This window comes from Ruegeria sp. (assembly GCF_965199275.1).
Classification (GTDB): domain Bacteria; phylum Pseudomonadota; class Alphaproteobacteria; order Rhodobacterales; family Rhodobacteraceae; genus Ruegeria.
Window position 1 is genome coordinate 348,680 of sequence record NZ_CBDAQX010000024.1, and the last position, 15,952, is coordinate 364,631.

Consider the following 15,952-nt stretch of genomic DNA (forward strand, 5'->3'; position numbering starts at 1 on the left):
CGGCGGCCTTCCCTTTATTGCTTGTGTGGGGAGCATAACAGTTTTGTTACATCTGGCTAGGGCCCTGTCGATGTGGCTGTCGCTAACACGCGATATGTCCGGTGTATGTAACATGCGATCTGTCCGGTTCTATTCTGTCTCTGAGAGGAGGCGTTATGAACCGAGCAGAAGTGTTACAGGAAGTTCGACTGATGAAGTTTGAAGATGTGTATTCGCGGCGAAGCGCGAACAAGCTGACGCAAGAACAGGCGGCTGAGATACTGGGTGTATCCGTGCGCACCGTCAGGCGTTGGGAGGATCGATTTGAGGCGGATGGTGCAGAAGGTCTGTACGACCGTCGGCTTGGCAAACTGGCCAACAATCGTGTTGCCACGGATAAGGTCATGGAGATGCTTGAACTGTTTGATACCAAGTACTGGGATTACACGCCGAAGCATTTCCACGAGAAGCTGGTGGCCCACCATGGTTTCACACAGAGCTACAACTGGGTGCGGCTTACACTGCAGCGCCACGGCCGGGTTCAGGCAGCACCCCGACGAGGTGCCCATCGGCGCAAGCGGCCCCGCCGTCCGATGGTTGGCATGATGTTGCATCAGGACGGCTCCAGCCATGAATGGGTTCCGGGTCAGTGGTGGGATCTGATCGTCACCATGGACGATGCCACCAACCGGGTTTATTCGGCATTCTTTGTCGAGGAAGAAGGGACGATGAGCAGTTTTCAGGGGCTGACAGAGGTGATCGAGGCGCAAGGTCTGTTTTGCTCGCTCTATGCCGATCGGGGCTCTCATTACTGGCATACGCCCGAAGCGGGCGGCAAAGTGGACAAGGACAATCTGACCCAGGTCGGGCGCGCCTTGCAGCAACTCGGCATTGAGCTGATCCCGGCCTATTCACCGCAGGCCCGTGGACGGTCTGAACGCATGTTTGGCACGTTCCAGAACCGATTGCCGCAGGAACTGCGGTCCCATGGGATCACAACCATTGAAGAGGCCAATCAGTTCCTGAAAGAGGTCTATCTTCCCGAACACAATGCCCTGTTTGCAAAGGAGCCGGAGGATACGACCTCGGCCTTCGTGCCGTTTACAGGCAATGTGCGCGACACCCTGTGTGTGCAGGAAGACCGCGTCGTCGGCAACGACAATACGGTGCGCTACAAGGGCCTGGTCATGCAGATCGCGGCAGACAGGCACCGTCATCATTTCGTCAAGGCGAAGGTCAGGGTCCACGAATACCCCGATGGTCAACTGGTCATCTTCCACGGCCCGAGATGCATTGGCCGCTACCAGCCTGACGGATCACCCATCACACAGGAGGATAGCAAACACAAAGTCGCGTGACCCGCTTCGACGTGGCGCGAACGCGGTGGCCCAAATCTACGGTCGCCTACGGCTCCCTCCGAATTGGGCCACCGCGCAATCAACTGAAGCGGACAATTGGCATGTTACCTACACCGGACAATTCAGAATGTTCTCGACAGGGCCCTGTCGATGTGGCTATTTTACCCTTCTTGAGCAGATACTTACTAGGTTTCACTTGGTCTTTTGGCCCCAAATTGATAGCGCCAAAAATCCGGCAACGCCGAGCTGTGTCAAATTGAAACGCGGTCACATTCCGATTTCAGATTTCCTCGCCCTTTTTCAAAAGATCGTCGATCAGCGCACGCTGCAGATCGCCGCTGTCACCCCCTCCGAACTCAGCCGCTCCGCCCGAATAAAGAGTGCCATAGGTGTTTGCGATGTTCACCGTCTGCGCCAGGCCCGAGATCAGCTGATCCTTTTTCAGCGGCGACAGAGGATGGATGAACACGGCCCAAAGGGTTCCGTTGGCAATCGCATAGCGCGCGTCCAGCGTGCTGTCGAAATTGGCCTGCATCATCCGTTGCAGATCCTCCACAGTCAGATCTGCCGTGCTGCTGATAGGCACCATAGCGCGCATTCGATCGGCCACTACATCGGTGATCACCAGAACCGGCACATCCGCAATGGTGATCTGGAACCCTGGCCCGCTGGGCTGCGTCTCCGGATCAAGCGCAAAGAGGATCCTGCCCAACCGCTCATATGTCATCGTAGGTTCGCCCTCAGGTACGGGCGGTTCGGCCTGTTGCGCGCTCACGCTGCCGGCGATGAGGAACAAAATCATAGCTAGTCGGATCATGAGGCCGCTCCCATAGTTGCCCCCCTACCTTAGAAATCAACCGGGTCACTGGCCAAACAAAGCTGTGTGAAGTGTTTTTGCGTGTAATCCAGATGTTTGAACGATCTGCACAGTTTCGCGGCTTATCTGCGATTACGCGTACAAAACACCTGTCCTAACTTTGTCACATCGGCGGAGGGATACCTCAGCCCGGATATGAAAATGAAAGGATGACCCAAATGAAATCGCTCGTCTTCACTGCTTTTGTTGCTGCGCTTGCCCTGTCGGCCCCGGCCTTTGCTGCGGATGAAATCAATGTCTCCAAAGGCATCTCGGCGGCTGGTGCGCCGCTTGCTGCGCATGGGGTGGATCTGGTCGCGCTGGTCAACAGCGGCAACCCGGTCGAGGGTTTTGCCACCCACTCGGCTACCTATGATGGCGCGTCCTACTACTTCACCACGGCCGAAAACCGCGAGGCCTTTGAGGCTAACCCAGCAGCCTACCTACCCCAGCACGGCGGCTTCTGCTCATTCGGAGTTTCGGTCGGCAAGAAGTTTGACGGTGACCCGGATCAATACCTGATCGTGGACGGCAAATTGTTCCTGTTCCTGAACGCAGAAACCCGCGCCGCGTTTCTAAAAGACGTGGTTGGCACTGCCAAAACCGCTGATGACCAGTGGGCAAACATCAAGAGCATCGCCGTCGGCGAACTCTGATCCGCTCAGACAACGGCCCGCAGTTACGCTGCGGGTCTTTTTTGTCTGATGATGTCGATGGCCGTTGCCAGAGCGTCGTCGATGCTCAGTTCGGACGTGTCCAGCAGAACGGCGTCTTCGGCGGGTTTCATGGGGGCGGTACTACGCTCCGCATCGCGCGCATCCCGTTCGCGCACATCGGCCAGGACCTGATCACGCGTTACATCAGACCCTTTGGCGCTAAGTTCCAAAAACCGGCGTTCAGCCCGCACCTCCGCGCTGGCGGTGACGAACAACTTTACGTCAGCCTCGGGGCAGATCACCGTCCCGATATCGCGCCCATCCAATACGGCCCCACCCGAACGTCGGGCAAAGGCGCGTTGGAAATCGACCAGCGCGGCCCGTACCTCAGGGATGACCGCAACTTTTCCTGACTTCCGACCTTTTTGTTGATCTGACTGGGTTTTTGGTTTGTTTTCAGGTGTGGTTGCTCAGAGGCGCGTTGTAGTGCCCCATTATTATAAAAAGTATTGACATGGGCCTTCAGATGGCTAACCTCTTCGCCCATGTTCATCCGCACCAAACATGACGCAAAGCTCAACCGCACACGGATCCAGATCGTTGAATCCGTCCGCACCGGCTCCAAGGTACGCCAGAAGATCCTGCGCCATGTGGGTGTGGCCCATAACGACAGCGAGATTGAGGATATCAAGCGTCTGGCGGGCCGCTTGATGGAGCAATTACGCATTGATCGCTCGCCGCAAATGGAACTGTTCACGCCCACGGAATATGCCGATCTGCAGGCGCTGGTGCGCCGCGCTCCGCGGCCGGACAAGCTTGGCGTTGATCTTGCCGAGTGCCGTGAGGAGGCGCGGGTCTCTCTGGGTCTGCGGGATGTCATGGGGACGATGTATGACCAACTGGGTTGGGGGGCCCTTCTGGGGGCGGCGCGTAAAAGTGCCAATCGCATTGTGAAAGAGCTGGTTATGGCGCGGATCGCACAGCCCGAGAGCAAGCGCGCGACCGTGGAGGCGTTGGAGAACCAGGCAGGCATCACGCTCAATCTGGACGTGGTCTATCGGAGCATGGATTACATCAATACGCCGGTGATAGACGGGATTTGCAAAACCTCTCACGCGGCGGCAGAGAAGTTGCTGGGCGGGCCAGTGACCGTGCTGTTCTACGATTGCACGACCCTGGCCTTTGACACCGAGCGCGAGGACCCGGCCGAGGATGCGGACGGGGTCGAGCAGGATCATCTTCTGGCCAAGGGCTTCAGCAAGGATGGCAAGCATCACCGCGCTCAGGTCATGCTGGCGCTGATCGTCACCTCCGATGGGCTGCCTGTGGGCTATGAACTCTTCCCGGGAAACACCTGGGAAGGTCATACGCTGGAAGCTGCGCTGAAGGCGTTGGAGGGACGCTTCGACGTGGCCAGGGTCACGTTCGTGGCCGATGCCGCCATGCTCAGCAAGGACAACCAGCAGATGTTGCAGAACAAGGGTCTGCCCTACATCCTCGGCTATCGCATGAAGTCCGCCCCGGCCGCCGTGAAGGCGAACATTTTGAGCCCGGAGGGACGCCAGCCTTGGGCTGGACACGGTTCTGAAGAGGCAACCGAGAAGGGCTGGTACAAGGTGATCGACCAGGAGGGAGCGCGGGTCATTGTGACCTGGTCACCCACCCGGGCACGCAATGATGCCCACAAGCGCGACAAGGCAATCGAAAAGCTGCACAAGAAGCTCAAGCGCTCTCGCAAACCCGGCAGCTTCAGCAGCCGGGGATATGGCCGCTTCCTGGCCTTCCCCGACAGCGGGGACGTCACGCTGGATGATGCAAAGATCAAGGCAGCGGCACAATGGGACGGGCTGCATGCCATTGTTGTTCATGGTGCGGACGAACTGGAGGCACAGGACGTCATTGCCCGCTATCACCAGTTGTGGGAGATCGAAGCCTGCTTCCGCACCAACAAGCACGATCTGAAAATCCGGCCCATCTATCACTGGTCGCCGCGTCGGGTCCGGGCCCATATCGCCATCTGCTACATGGCCTTCTGCTGCCTGCAGCACCTGCGCAAGCATCTGGACCTGCTCGGACACCCGATGAGCCCGGCTCGTATCCGCAACGAGTTGAACGCATTGCAGCTCTCGATCCTGCGCCACAAAGGCACCCCTGACCGCTACGGCATGCCAAGCCATGCCACGGTCGATGCCAGACGCATCCTCACCTGCGTCGGCCTGACCTGGAACGAAGCCCCTTTCAAGATACCCCCCGGGCGCACCCGAAAAACTGGCCAGACCAAAGCCTGAGCTCCCTCAACACTCCGAAACAATCGCTGGCGAAAAAAGTCCGTGTAGTGCCTTTTGGCAACCAAGGCATAATAATATCAATGACTTATACGAAAAAATGTCGGAAGTCAGGAGGATGACCCAAATGAAATCGCTCGTCTTCACTGCTTTTGTTGCTGCGCTTGCCCTGTCGGCCCCGGCCTTTGCTGCGGATGAAATCAATGTCTCCAAAGGCATCTCGGCGGCTGGTGCGCCGCTTGCTGCGCATGGGGTGGATCTGGTCGCGCTGGTCAACAGCGGCAACCCGGTCGAGGGTTTTGCCACCCACTCGGCTACCTATGATGGCGCGTCCTACTACTTCACCACGGCCGAAAACCGCGAGGCCTTTGAGGCTAACCCAGCAGCCTACCTACCCCAGCACGGCGGCTTCTGCTCATTCGGAGTTTCGGTCGGCAAGAAGTTTGACGGTGACCCGGATCAATACCTGATCGTGGACGGCAAATTGTTCCTGTTCCTGAACGCAGAAACCCGCGCCGCGTTTCTAAAAGACGTGGTTGGCACTGCCAAAACCGCTGATGACCAGTGGGCAAACATCAAGAGCATCGCCGTCGGCGAACTCTGATCCGCTCAGACAACGGCCCGCAGTTACGCTGCGGGTCTTTTTTGTCTGATGATGTCGATGGCCGTTGCCAGAGCGTCGTCGATGCTCAGTTCGGACGTGTCCAGCAGAACGGCGTCTTCGGCGGGTTTCATGGGGGCGGTACTACGCTCCGCATCGCGCGCATCCCGTTCGCGCACATCGGCCAGGACCTGATCACGCGTTACATCAGACCCTTTGGCGCTAAGTTCCAAAAACCGGCGTTCAGCCCGCACCTCCGCGCTGGCGGTGACGAACAACTTTACGTCAGCCTCGGGGCAGATCACCGTCCCGATATCGCGCCCATCCAATACGGCCCCACCCGAACGTCGGGCAAAGGCGCGTTGGAAATCGACCAGCGCGGCCCGTACCTCAGGGATGACCGCAACTTTTGACGCCGCCTGCGCGATCTCAGCCGTGCGCAGATCGCCTTGCTCCAGTTCCTCTGCGGTCAGAGCTTGGGCCGCCGCGACGGGCTCAACCCCATCCAAAACGCGCCGTCCCACCGCTCGATACAACAGCCCCGTATCCAGATGGGCAAACCCGAAATGCGCCGCGACGCCTTTCGAGATTGTCCCCTTGCCCGCCGCCGCTGGACCATCAATGGCGACGCTAAAGCTCATACCCGTTCGACCTTGGCACCCAGCGAGGCCATCAGCGGCTCGAAGATCGGGAAAGAGGTCGCGATCGGGCCGCCATCATCGACTGAGACGGGCGTTTTCGCGCCCATGCCCATCACCATGAAGGACATCGCGATCCGGTGGTCCAGGAAGCTTTCGCAGGTGCCGCCGCCGGGGACGTTGCCGATGCCCAGCCCTTCGACCGACCACCAATCATCGCCTTCATTCACGGTCACGCCATTGGCCCGCAATCCCCGCGCCATCGCATCGATCCGGTCGCTTTCCTTGACGCGCAGCTCTTTCACGCCACCCATCATCGTGGTGCCGGTCGCATTGGCCGCCACCACGGAAAGAACCGGATATTCGTCGATCATCGAGGCGGCGCGCTCGGCCGGGACCTCGATCCCCTTCATGTTGGGCGAGTATTTGGCGCGCAGATCGGCGACGGGCTCACCGCCCTCTTCGCGTTCGTTTTCATAGGTCAGGTCCGCGCCCATCTCACGCAGTGTTGTGAACAGGCCCGCGCGGGTCGGGTTCAGGCCGATGCCGGGCACAAGCACGTCCGAACCGGGGGTGATTAGCGCCGCGCAAACCGGGAAAGCGGCACTCGACGGGTCACGTGGGACAGCAATGACCTGAGGTTTCAACTCGGGCCGACCGGTCAGCGTGATCACACGACCTTCATCGGTATCCTCAACGGTGATCTCGGCCCCAAAACCGGCCAACATCCGTTCCGAATGATCCCGGGTGGCTTCTTTCTCGACAACAATGGTCTTGCCGGGTGCGTTCAGGCCCGCCAGCAGGACGGCCGACTTCACCTGCGCCGAAGGAACCGGAACCTCATAGCGGACCGGGGTCGGTTCCGCTGCGCCCACGATGGTCATCGGCAGGCGCCCACCCGAGCGGCCAACCGACTGCGCGCCGAACAGCGCAAGCGGATCTGTGACCCGCGCCATCGGGCGTTTGTTCAAGCTAGCATCACCCGTGAAGGTCGCCGTTATCGGCGACGTCGCCATCGCGCCCATGATCAGCCGCACGCCAGTGCCCGAGTTGCCACAGTCGATCACCTGATCAGGTTCAGCAAAGCCGCCTACACCCACGCCATGCACGGTCCATTCACCGCCGCCATGGTCGGTCACCTCGGCCCCAAAGGCGCGCATGGCTTTGGCAGTGTCCAGAACATCCTCGCCCTCAAGCAGGCCGGAGATCTTGGTTTCCCCAACCGCCATCGCGCCAAGGATCAGCGACCGGTGCGAGATCGACTTATCGCCGGGCACCTCAGCCGTTCCGTTCAACGGGCCGCAGGGATGCGAGGTCATCGGGATGGGCGTGCCGTGTCCGGACATGGGGGCTCCTGTTTTCGCTATCAGTCCATGCCGATTAGCGAATTGGGGCCAGTTGGTCCAGCGGCAATGAGGGGATGGGGGCCTCTCAGGTCTCTCCCAGCCATTTTGCCGGGTTTTCCTCGGCGATTTGGCGAAAGATCTCTTCGCCCAGAACATTGCGCAACCGGATACAGACCGCCTTTTCCGACAACGCTTGTTGCCGGGTTATGTAGTAGTCTGAGCCGAACAAAACGCGCGACCGCAGGCGTTCGCTTTCTTTATCTTCGCCCATCAAGAACAAACGCAGGAACGGCGCATAGTCTTCGAATTGGAAAAGAGTGTAGGAGATATCCGTCCACAGGCCATCGTGGTCTCCGCTGCCGATCATCGTGCGGATGGATCTCAGCCAATTCCGGTTGAATGCATCGTCCAAAGGGTCGCTGTGATCGGGATTGACGTAGGCATGCCAGTCTCGCTGCCCACCAAAATGTGCCAGACAGATCCGAAGGTCAGGAAAGGCCCGCATCACCGGAATAAACGCCTCAGGCTCTGTATAGCGGTCAGCCCAATAGTCGGAAAGATACCGCCCCTGAACCCCGCCACGCGAACAATGCGACATCACAGGCAGGTTCTCATCCTGCAACCGCGGATAGACATGCTGCATCAGAGCCGGGTCATTCGGTGCAAATCCCAAACGAGGATAGAGCTTGACCCCCCGAAACCTCAGATCGTCAATGGCGCGCCACAGCTCTGTGGCATTGGGATCAGCCCGCGGGTCGATCGTTGCGAAGGGAATCACCGAGGTGCCAACCTCAGGGTCAGTGGCCAACTGCGCCAGTTCGTCGTGCTGGTCGCGCAGGGGCACCTCAGGCGCGCCGAAGCCAAAGGCCGACAGATCCATCGGCAAAACGACAAAGCGGGTATTGCTGGGGTAATGTCGCTGCAGGTTATCCAGAATCTCACGCTGGCTGCCTTCATCCGTCTCCTGCTGAAAGCGATAGAGCCGATCCAGTTTATCGGCGACGCCGAGCTGGCCGATCAGTCTGGCACCAAAAGCCAGAGCCTTGATCAACCATGGCATCTTCTTGAACGGTTTGAGCGCCGGATAGGGATAGTCCTCGGGCACATGGCGCGAGTGAAACAGATGCGTGTGGCAGTTGGTAATCCGAATATCAGACATCGTAATCCTTGAAATAAGCTATGCTGAAAACGCGTAACGCGCACAGCCTAGCATAGCGTGCAGGATTACAGAAATTTGAAACGGATCAGGCGTCTGTACGGCGGAACGTCAGATAGTGCGGTGTCCGCCCTTCCCGCAGGGCCTTTTGCTCATAGCGGGTCGAGATCCAGTCGTCCCAAGGCTCGCGCCAATCGACAGGGCGTTCAGCCAACCACTCGAAACCAGCGCGGGGTACTTCCTCAAGCGTCTGGCGCACGTAGTCAGGAATGTCGGTGGCAACACGGAAGATCGAGCTGGGCTTCAGGACACGCGCCAGAGGCTCCAGATGTTCGGGCGTCACGAAGCGGCGGCGGTGGTGGCGCGTTTTGGGCCACGGATCTGGGTAGAGCAGGAAGGCGCGTGAAATGCTGGCTTCTGGCAGCACATCGAACAGGTCGCGGGCATCACCGGGATGCACCGCGAGGTTTTCGACCCCAGCCTGACGGATCTTGCCGAGCAACATGGCGACGCCGTTGATGTATGGCTCGGCCCCGATGATTCCGATATCGGGGTTTTTCGCGGCCTGATGCACCAGATGTTCGCCACCGCCAAAGCCGACCTCAAGCCAGACATCCTTGCCGCCAAACAGCGTGTCGAGGTCCAGCGGGTGGCGTTCGGGGTTCGTCTCCCAATCCACGGCACCGGGCGACAAGGCGTCGAGGTCTTCGTTCAGATACGTCTTCTGGCTTTGCTTCAGAGTTTTGCCCTTGAAGCGGCCATAGAAGTTTCTGCGGGGGCGTTGGGGTGTCTGGTTGCTCATGGCGGTGCCCTTACTGTGGCGCGCGCCGTGTGACAAGGGGCTGAACCCAGGAGTATCTCGAAAAAGAGAAAGGGCGCATCCTGCGAGACGCGCCCCTTTTGTCTTGGATCAGACTGCCGCTTTCAGGGCTTCGATGAGATCAGTGCGTTCCCAACTGAAACCGCCATCGGCTGCGGGTTCACGGCCGAAATGACCGTAAGCTGCGGTGCGCTGGTAGATCGGCTTGTTCAGTTGCAGATGCTCACGAATGCCGCGCGGGGTCAGATCCATGACCTGACCAACGGCTTTTTCGATCACCGCGTCTGCGATCTGACCGGTTCCATGGGTATCGGCATAGATCGACAGCGGTTTGGAAACGCCAATCGCATAGCTCAACTGGATGGTGCAGCGTTCTGCCATACCGGCAGCAACCACGTTCTTGGCCAGATAGCGCGCGGCATAGGCCGCCGAGCGATCCACCTTGGTCGGGTCTTTGCCCGAGAACGCCCCACCACCATGAGGGGCTGCGCCGCCATAGGTGTCGACGATGATCTTGCGACCCGTCAGGCCCGCATCTCCGTCTGGGCCGCCGATCACAAACTTGCCGGTCGGATTCACGTGCCATTCGGTATCAGCGCTCAGCCATCCTTCGGGCAGGGTTTCGGTGATGTAGGGCTCGACGATCGCACGGATGTCGTCCGAGGTCAGCGCTTCATCCAGATGCTGCGTGGACAGAACGATCGAGCTGACGCCAACCGGCTTGCCATCGCGGTAAACAACGGACAGCTGCGATTTCGCGTCCGGGCCCAAAGCAGGCTCGCTGCCGTTTTTACGCACTTCAGCCAGACGACGGAGGATCGCGTGCGAATACTGGATCGGGGCCGGCATCAGCGCAGGGGTTTCCGTGGTGGCATAGCCAAACATTATGCCCTGATCGCCCGCACCCTCATCCTTATCACCCGAGGCATCAACGCCTTGAGCGATATGAGCGGACTGTTCGTGCAGCAGGTTCGTTACCTCCACCGTTTCATGGTGAAACTTGTCCTGCTCGTAGCCGATATCCTTGATACAGGCGCGCGCGATCTCGTCGATGCGGCCCATATAGTCGTGCAGCTTTTCCTGATCAGACAGACCTACTTCGCCACCGATGACGACCCGATCGGTCGTAGCAAAGGTTTCGCACGCCACGCGCGCTTCGGGCTCTTCATTCAGAAATGCGTCGAGTACGGCGTCCGAAATCCGGTCACAGACCTTATCCGGGTGCCCTTCGGAAACCGATTCCGAAGAAAAAGTGTAGTTCTGTCGGGACATAAATGTGCTCCATTGAAGTTCCTCTGCCACGCCAGGAAGCCGTTGTGACAGGCACCAAGGGCATACGCGCCTTGCGAAATGGCGTCAATCGGAAACTAGGCGCTGCGCGGCCGCGGCATGCGCCATAGCAACACGGCCAACAAGAGAAAGACCCCGAACACGGGCAGGTCCCCCATGCGGGAATAAACCGTCGGCGCAAGAGGCAGCGGCAGATCAGCGTCTACGAACCCCGCCTGCCCCAAAGGAAGCGATGCGGTAATCCGACCCAAAGGATCGATCATCCCCGAAATGCCGGTGTTGGCGGACCGCATAAGTGGCAGCCCCTGCTCAATCGCCCGCATCTGGGCCTGGGCAAGATGCTGGTAAGGGCCGGAACGGGTTCCGAACCATGCATCATTGGTAATCTGCAAGATGAAATCGGCCCGTTCCGGCGCGCCGTTGACGTCTTGGGGAAAGACGGCCTCGTAACAGATCAGCGGCAGGGCTTTACCCAGCTTGCCCGCCTGCATCACCGCAGGCCCTGGCCCAGAACTGAACCCATGACCAGCCGTTGTGGCCATGCCGTGAATACCGAACCGGGCCATCAGGTTTCCGAACGGTACATATTCGCCAAACGGGGCCAGATGGTGCTTGTCATAAAGGCCCGTCTGCTGCCCGTTCTCATCGAGATAGATCATGGAGTTGTAGATGCGCGGGCCGTCCCCTCGCTGAATGCCCAGAATAACCGGAACGCCCTGAGCCGCGTCCGTGGCGGCCTCAAGATAAGGATCGGCGCTGCTGAGCCACGCCGGAATTGCAGTCTCGGGCCAGACGATCAGGTCGGGACGTGGCTCTGCCGCTGTGAATTCGATCTGCCGAGCGAAGAAAAGGGGCGCATATGCAGGATCCCATTTCTGATGCTGAGGCGCATTCGGCTGGATCAGTCGGACAGTGTTTTCACCATACTCTATGGTCGACCTGCTGGAGGCGTAGACCATGGCAAGAGCGGCGGCACCGGCGAACCCAACGAACGGAACCAAAAGCGAGCGGAGAGCTACAGGTTGCACCATCGCCGCCCCAAGCGGAAACGTCACCGCGAAGGTCAGCGCAGCCAGCCCATACGGACCAACCAAAGACAAAAGTTGCGCGACCGGTGTGTCGACCCAGACCTGCGCAACCCCGGCCCAGGGGAAGCCGGTCAGAAGATAGCCGCGACCAAACTCGGCCAGTGACAATGTCAATGCCATCAACACAGCCTGTCGGACAGCCGGAGCATCAACCCGCCGCGCCGCCCAGAATGCCGCCGCCCAGAACAAGGCCAGGCCGCCAGCCATGAAAACCAGCGCAAACGGAGCCATCCACGCATGGCGCTCGGCGTCCACCTGGAAAGGCTCGATGATCCAACTGAGGGCATGGGCGAAGTAGCCGGTGGCAAAGGCCCAGCCCAACCACGCCGCCCGCGCGCGGGTTTCACAGGCGAGAAAGAACGCGGGAATCAGGGTCAGTGCAATCAGTGTCAGCGGCCAGTAGCCGAACGGCGCTAAACCATAAGCGCCCAGCGCCCCTAAGGCAGCTGCGGCACCAAGTCTAAGCCAGAAAGGCCAACCCCGGACAGGGATCATGCAGCGACGTCCGGCAACATAACGCGCAGACGCTTGATGCGGCGCGGGTCGGCATCGATCACCTCGAACTCCGGGCCTTCGGGATGCAGTACAACCTCACCCCGCGCCGGAACACGACCCGACAGCATGAAGACGAGACCGCCCAGAGTTTCGATCTCTTCCTCGTCCACATCCTCGTGGCTGGTCAGAGAACGTCCGATCTCGGCCTCGAAATCCTCAAGCGGAACGCGGGCCTGCACGACGTAGCAACCCGGCTTTTCCTGCAACCAAAGCTGATCTTCGTGCGCATCATGCTCATCGGCGATTTCGCCGACGACCTGCTCGATGAGGTCTTCGATGGTCAACAATCCGTCAACGCCGCCATATTCGTCTATCACCAACGCCATGTGACGGCGTTCTGTCTGCATCTTGGTCAGCAAGACGCCGATCGGCATCGAGGGCGGCACAAACAGCAGCGTGCGCAGCATCGAGGTCAGGTCGAACTCGGCCCCGCCGCCATTGAACCCATGGGTCAGGGCAAAATCCTTGAGGTGGACAAAACCGAGCGGCGTATCCAGCGTACCTTCATACACGGGTATCCGCGACAGGCCGCTTTCGCGAAAGACCTGAGCCAGCTCATCCTTGGAAATCGTTGAGGGGACCGAAACGATTTCAACGGTCGGAATGGCGACATCCTCAACGCGCTTGCGACGCAGGTTAACCATGCCGCGATGTTGATTGTCGGCTATTTCATGCCCGTTGACCGGAGCGCTTTGCTCCTCTTCTGTCCCCGAAATGGCATCCATAATCCGCGAAAAGAAACCGCTTTTCTCTTCAATGTCCAAATTCTCAGACTGCGCGCTTTGCGCCGCCCTAGAACTGCCGTCTGTATCGCCCATTGTCCTCTTCCAATTGATCGGGTGAAATAACCCGCTTCACCTATTATATGGGTCATTGATACCCAGTTTGCCAAGTATCTTGACCTCAATCCCTTCCATCAAGGTAGCATCGGGGTCGCGAATGTGATCATACCCCAGCAAATGCAACGTTCCGTGAACGATCAGATGAGTCACGTGATCAGACATGGATTTGCCCGCCTCAGCGGCCTCGCGCGCGCAGGTGTCGTATGAGATCGCAATGTCCCCAAGGGCGATTTCGCCGGCAAAATCGGGTTCCGGCAGTTCGGGCGTTTCACCCGCAACTTCCGCTGCGAGGTCTTCGGCGGGCCAGCTCAGAACGTTCGTCGGTGTCGGCTTTTCCCGGAACTCGGCGTTCAGTTCGGCAATTCTGGTGTCATCGCAGGCCAGCAGGCTGACCTCACACAAATCTGGATCCAGCCCGCAATGGTGCAGAACCGCTTCAACCGCGCGCGAAGACAGAGGCTCAAGACCCTGCCAGCGGTCGTCTTCCACGGTGAGTTCAAGATTCATCCTGTCGCCTCAAAGCCTGATTTCGGACCTTGAGTTATCCTGTCTCGCGCCCTGAATCGGCCTCATACGCTTCGATGATTGCGGCGACAAGCGGATGTCGCACCACATCTTTCGAAGTGAAGTAATTGAAGCTGATATTTGGGATCGTTTTCAGCAGACGCTCGGCATCTGCCAGCCCGGATTGGACCCCACGCGGCAAATCGACCTGAGACCGATCGCCCGTGATGACCATGCGGCTGCCCTCGCCCAGACGGGTCAGGAACATTTTCATCTGCATAGTCGTCGCGTTCTGCGCCTCATCCAGCACCACAAACGCATTGGCCAAAGTCCGTCCCCGCATAAAAGCCAACGGAGCGATCTCGATTCGCTTTTCCTCGATCAGTTTGGCGAGCTGTTTTCCGGGCAAAAAGTCGTTCAGCGCGTCATAGAGCGGCTGCATATACGGATCGACCTTGTCCTTCATGTCGCCCGGCAGATAACCCAGCTTTTCCCCGGCCTCGACCGCAGGACGGCTGAGGATGATACGGTCCACATGGCCGCCAATGAACATCGACACGCCAACGGCAACAGCAAGGTATGTCTTGCCCGTACCCGCCGGGCCGATTCCGAAGGCCAGCTCATTCTGGAAGAGCGACTGCACATAGGCTTTTTGTGCATCCGTGCGGGGTTCGACCAGCTTTTTGCGGGTCTTGATCTCAACGGTACCGCCCTTGAACATCTCAAGCTGGTCGCCGTCCCGACTGCCAGTCCCATGTTCCGAGCCGCCCATGCGCAGTTCCCGGTCTACATCGGCGGCTTCAACATCGCGCCCGCCTTCAAGACGGGTGTAAAGGGCCTGCAAAACCTCAATGGCGTTTTTCTGCGAATCCTCTTCACCCATCACCACCAACTGATTGCCGCGGCGCACAATCTGGACCGAGAGCTTCTGTTCGATCTCGGTCAGGTTGCGGTCATATTCGCCACATAAATCAATCAACAAGCGGTTGTCGGGGAATTCTACAAATGCCTCGCGCTGGGGCATCTCATCTTGCGGTGGGGTAAGGGCACCGATGGCCAATCCGTTCTCCTGTCTTGGCGTTTCACCTTGAGCGTAGACAAGAACTCGGACCAGGTGCAAGCCACAGTTTCAAAAATTCGCTCGGCGATGACAAAAGCGCCGATCGGGCGCTTTGCCCCGGTTTAGAACTTGTAGTTCAAACCGAACCTCAGACCGCGATAGTTCGGTGTGGATTTTGTCGAAAAACCCGAAGAGAATTCAATATCCTTGGAATCGAACTGGACATATTCAAACTCACCTGTGATCGACCAGTCTTCCGTCAGATAATGTTCCGCACCAATGCTGAGCGAGAACCCGTTGCGGCGATCCGAAGTTTCAAATGACTGTGTGCCAGTGGTGGACGAAATACTGTTTGTGGTCTCTACGTCACCCCAAAGGTAACCGACACTGACGAAATAAAGGATTCGCCCGCTGCGGTTGGTTAGGCCATTCCGAAACCGCAAGGTGACAATATCCGAGACTTCTGACCCGCCTTGAACCGTCTCAGAGCCGACTACAGTGGAAACACTGTCGTCCAGCGATCCGAAATCATATCCCAGCTCAAATCCATAAACATAGTCACGACCGCCCCGAGCCGGCAGGACACCCCGCCAGCCGCCACGCACACCGCCATAGGTTCCGCTGATGTCCTGATCGCCGATTGCGAAAGTATCGGTTGGCGTGGTCAGACCGAACCGATCATCGCCCCCACCGCCATACCCTGCCGTCACACCGAGATAGAAGGCACTGACATCGTCGCTGAAGCGCTTGTCGCTGATCACTTCGGGATCAGATATGTCCCCCGTTTGATCGCTCGCCCAAGTCGCGCTGGCCCCAAAAGCCACTAAAGTTGCGACCGACACAGACCAGAGACCTTTGCACTTCAGAACCACCACTCAATACCCTCCATCGACGCCACTTTCGTGATCGGCAAAAACA

16 protein-coding genes, 1 pseudogene and 1 riboswitch are annotated in these 15,952 nt (G+C 58.8%); of the genes and pseudogenes, 4 read left to right on the forward strand and 13 right to left on the reverse strand.

Features of this window, described 5'->3' with window-relative positions:
- Positions 1-155 precede the first annotated feature (155 nt).
- Complete coding sequence (locus tag ACOERD_RS26590) at positions 156-1,337, forward strand: ISNCY family transposase (protein WP_419737631.1); 1,182 nt, start codon at positions 156-158, stop codon at positions 1,335-1,337.
- A gap of 280 nt (positions 1,338-1,617) precedes the next feature.
- On the opposite strand, the gene ACOERD_RS26595 is transcribed toward ACOERD_RS26590, so the two are convergent.
- Positions 1,618-2,154 carry a hypothetical protein gene (locus tag ACOERD_RS26595; RefSeq protein WP_419741014.1) on the reverse strand — a complete coding sequence of 179 codons (537 nt, stop codon included), beginning with the start codon at positions 2,152-2,154 and terminating at the stop codon, positions 1,618-1,620.
- A 218-nt stretch (positions 2,155-2,372) separates the two neighbouring features.
- Between ACOERD_RS26595 and ACOERD_RS26600 the strand changes: the two genes are divergently transcribed.
- Positions 2,373-2,849, forward strand: a complete 477-nt coding sequence (locus ACOERD_RS26600) for a YHS domain-containing (seleno)protein (protein ID WP_170639257.1) — start codon at positions 2,373-2,375, stop codon at positions 2,847-2,849.
- Positions 2,850-2,872: 23 nt separating this feature from the next.
- Here ACOERD_RS26600 and ACOERD_RS26605 read toward each other — a convergent pair.
- Positions 2,873-3,262, reverse strand: a pseudogene (locus ACOERD_RS26605) ((d)CMP kinase); the annotation flags it as partial.
- Positions 3,148-3,402, reverse strand: coding sequence for a hypothetical protein (locus ACOERD_RS26610; protein ID WP_419741015.1), 255 nt, complete (start codon positions 3,400-3,402; stop codon positions 3,148-3,150). The gene ACOERD_RS26610 and the pseudogene ACOERD_RS26605, both read right to left, overlap by 115 nt.
- Between ACOERD_RS26610 and ACOERD_RS26615 the strand changes: the two genes are divergently transcribed.
- Both ACOERD_RS26615 and ACOERD_RS26620 read left to right on the forward strand, forming a co-directional pair.
- A complete protein-coding gene (locus tag ACOERD_RS26615; RefSeq protein WP_419737624.1) occupies positions 3,395-5,137 on the forward strand; it encodes an IS1634 family transposase in 1,743 nt (580 codons plus the stop codon). The genes ACOERD_RS26610 and ACOERD_RS26615 overlap by 8 nt on opposite strands.
- Positions 5,138-5,261: 124 nt before the next feature.
- Positions 5,262-5,738: a YHS domain-containing (seleno)protein gene (locus ACOERD_RS26620; RefSeq protein WP_170639257.1), complete on the forward strand. Its 477-nt coding sequence runs from the start codon at positions 5,262-5,264 to the stop codon at positions 5,736-5,738.
- 23 nt (positions 5,739-5,761) lie between these two features.
- Here ACOERD_RS26620 and cmk read toward each other — a convergent pair whose 3' ends face one another.
- From cmk to ACOERD_RS26670, 10 genes are all read right to left on the reverse strand, one after another.
- A complete protein-coding gene (gene cmk / locus ACOERD_RS26625) occupies positions 5,762-6,376 on the reverse strand; it encodes a (d)CMP kinase (RefSeq protein WP_419741016.1) in 615 nt (204 codons plus the stop codon).
- Complete coding sequence (aroA, locus tag ACOERD_RS26630) at positions 6,373-7,719, reverse strand: 3-phosphoshikimate 1-carboxyvinyltransferase (protein ID WP_170665817.1); 1,347 nt, start codon at positions 7,717-7,719, stop codon at positions 6,373-6,375. Before aroA ends, cmk begins: the two co-directional genes overlap by 4 nt.
- 85 nt (positions 7,720-7,804) lie before the next feature.
- Positions 7,805-8,878: an amidohydrolase family protein gene (locus ACOERD_RS26635; RefSeq protein ID WP_419741017.1), complete on the reverse strand. Its 1,074-nt coding sequence runs from the start codon at positions 8,876-8,878 to the stop codon at positions 7,805-7,807.
- An 85-nt stretch (positions 8,879-8,963) separates the two neighbouring features.
- Positions 8,964-9,677, reverse strand: a complete 714-nt coding sequence (gene trmB / locus ACOERD_RS26640) for a tRNA (guanine(46)-N(7))-methyltransferase TrmB (RefSeq protein WP_419741018.1) — start codon at positions 9,675-9,677, stop codon at positions 8,964-8,966.
- A 108-nt stretch (positions 9,678-9,785) separates the two neighbouring features.
- Positions 9,786-10,967 carry a methionine adenosyltransferase gene (gene metK, locus ACOERD_RS26645; RefSeq protein ID WP_419741019.1) on the reverse strand — a complete coding sequence of 394 codons (1,182 nt, stop codon included), beginning with the start codon at positions 10,965-10,967 and terminating at the stop codon, positions 9,786-9,788.
- Positions 10,968-10,972: 5 nt separating this feature from the next.
- Positions 10,973-11,021: riboswitch (SAM-SAH riboswitch) on the reverse strand.
- A 41-nt stretch (positions 11,022-11,062) separates the two neighbouring features.
- Positions 11,063-12,568: an apolipoprotein N-acyltransferase gene (gene lnt / locus ACOERD_RS26650; protein ID WP_419741020.1), complete on the reverse strand. Its 1,506-nt coding sequence runs from the start codon at positions 12,566-12,568 to the stop codon at positions 11,063-11,065.
- A complete protein-coding gene (locus ACOERD_RS26655) occupies positions 12,565-13,446 on the reverse strand; it encodes a hemolysin family protein (RefSeq protein ID WP_209254308.1) in 882 nt (293 codons plus the stop codon). The genes lnt and ACOERD_RS26655 overlap by 4 nt, the downstream gene beginning before the upstream one ends.
- Before the next feature lie 36 nt (positions 13,447-13,482).
- Positions 13,483-13,977: an rRNA maturation RNase YbeY gene (ybeY, locus tag ACOERD_RS26660; protein WP_419741021.1), complete on the reverse strand. Its 495-nt coding sequence runs from the start codon at positions 13,975-13,977 to the stop codon at positions 13,483-13,485.
- 34 nt (positions 13,978-14,011) lie between these two features.
- Entirely contained in the window at positions 14,012-15,034 is a 1,023-nt protein-coding gene (locus tag ACOERD_RS26665) for a PhoH family protein (RefSeq protein WP_170555647.1), read from the reverse strand.
- Between the two features lie 122 nt (positions 15,035-15,156).
- Positions 15,157-15,909 (reverse strand): outer membrane beta-barrel protein, encoded by a 753-nt coding sequence (locus ACOERD_RS26670; protein WP_170377673.1) that lies wholly within the window; start codon positions 15,907-15,909, stop codon positions 15,157-15,159.
- Positions 15,910-15,952: the final 43 nt, after the last annotated feature.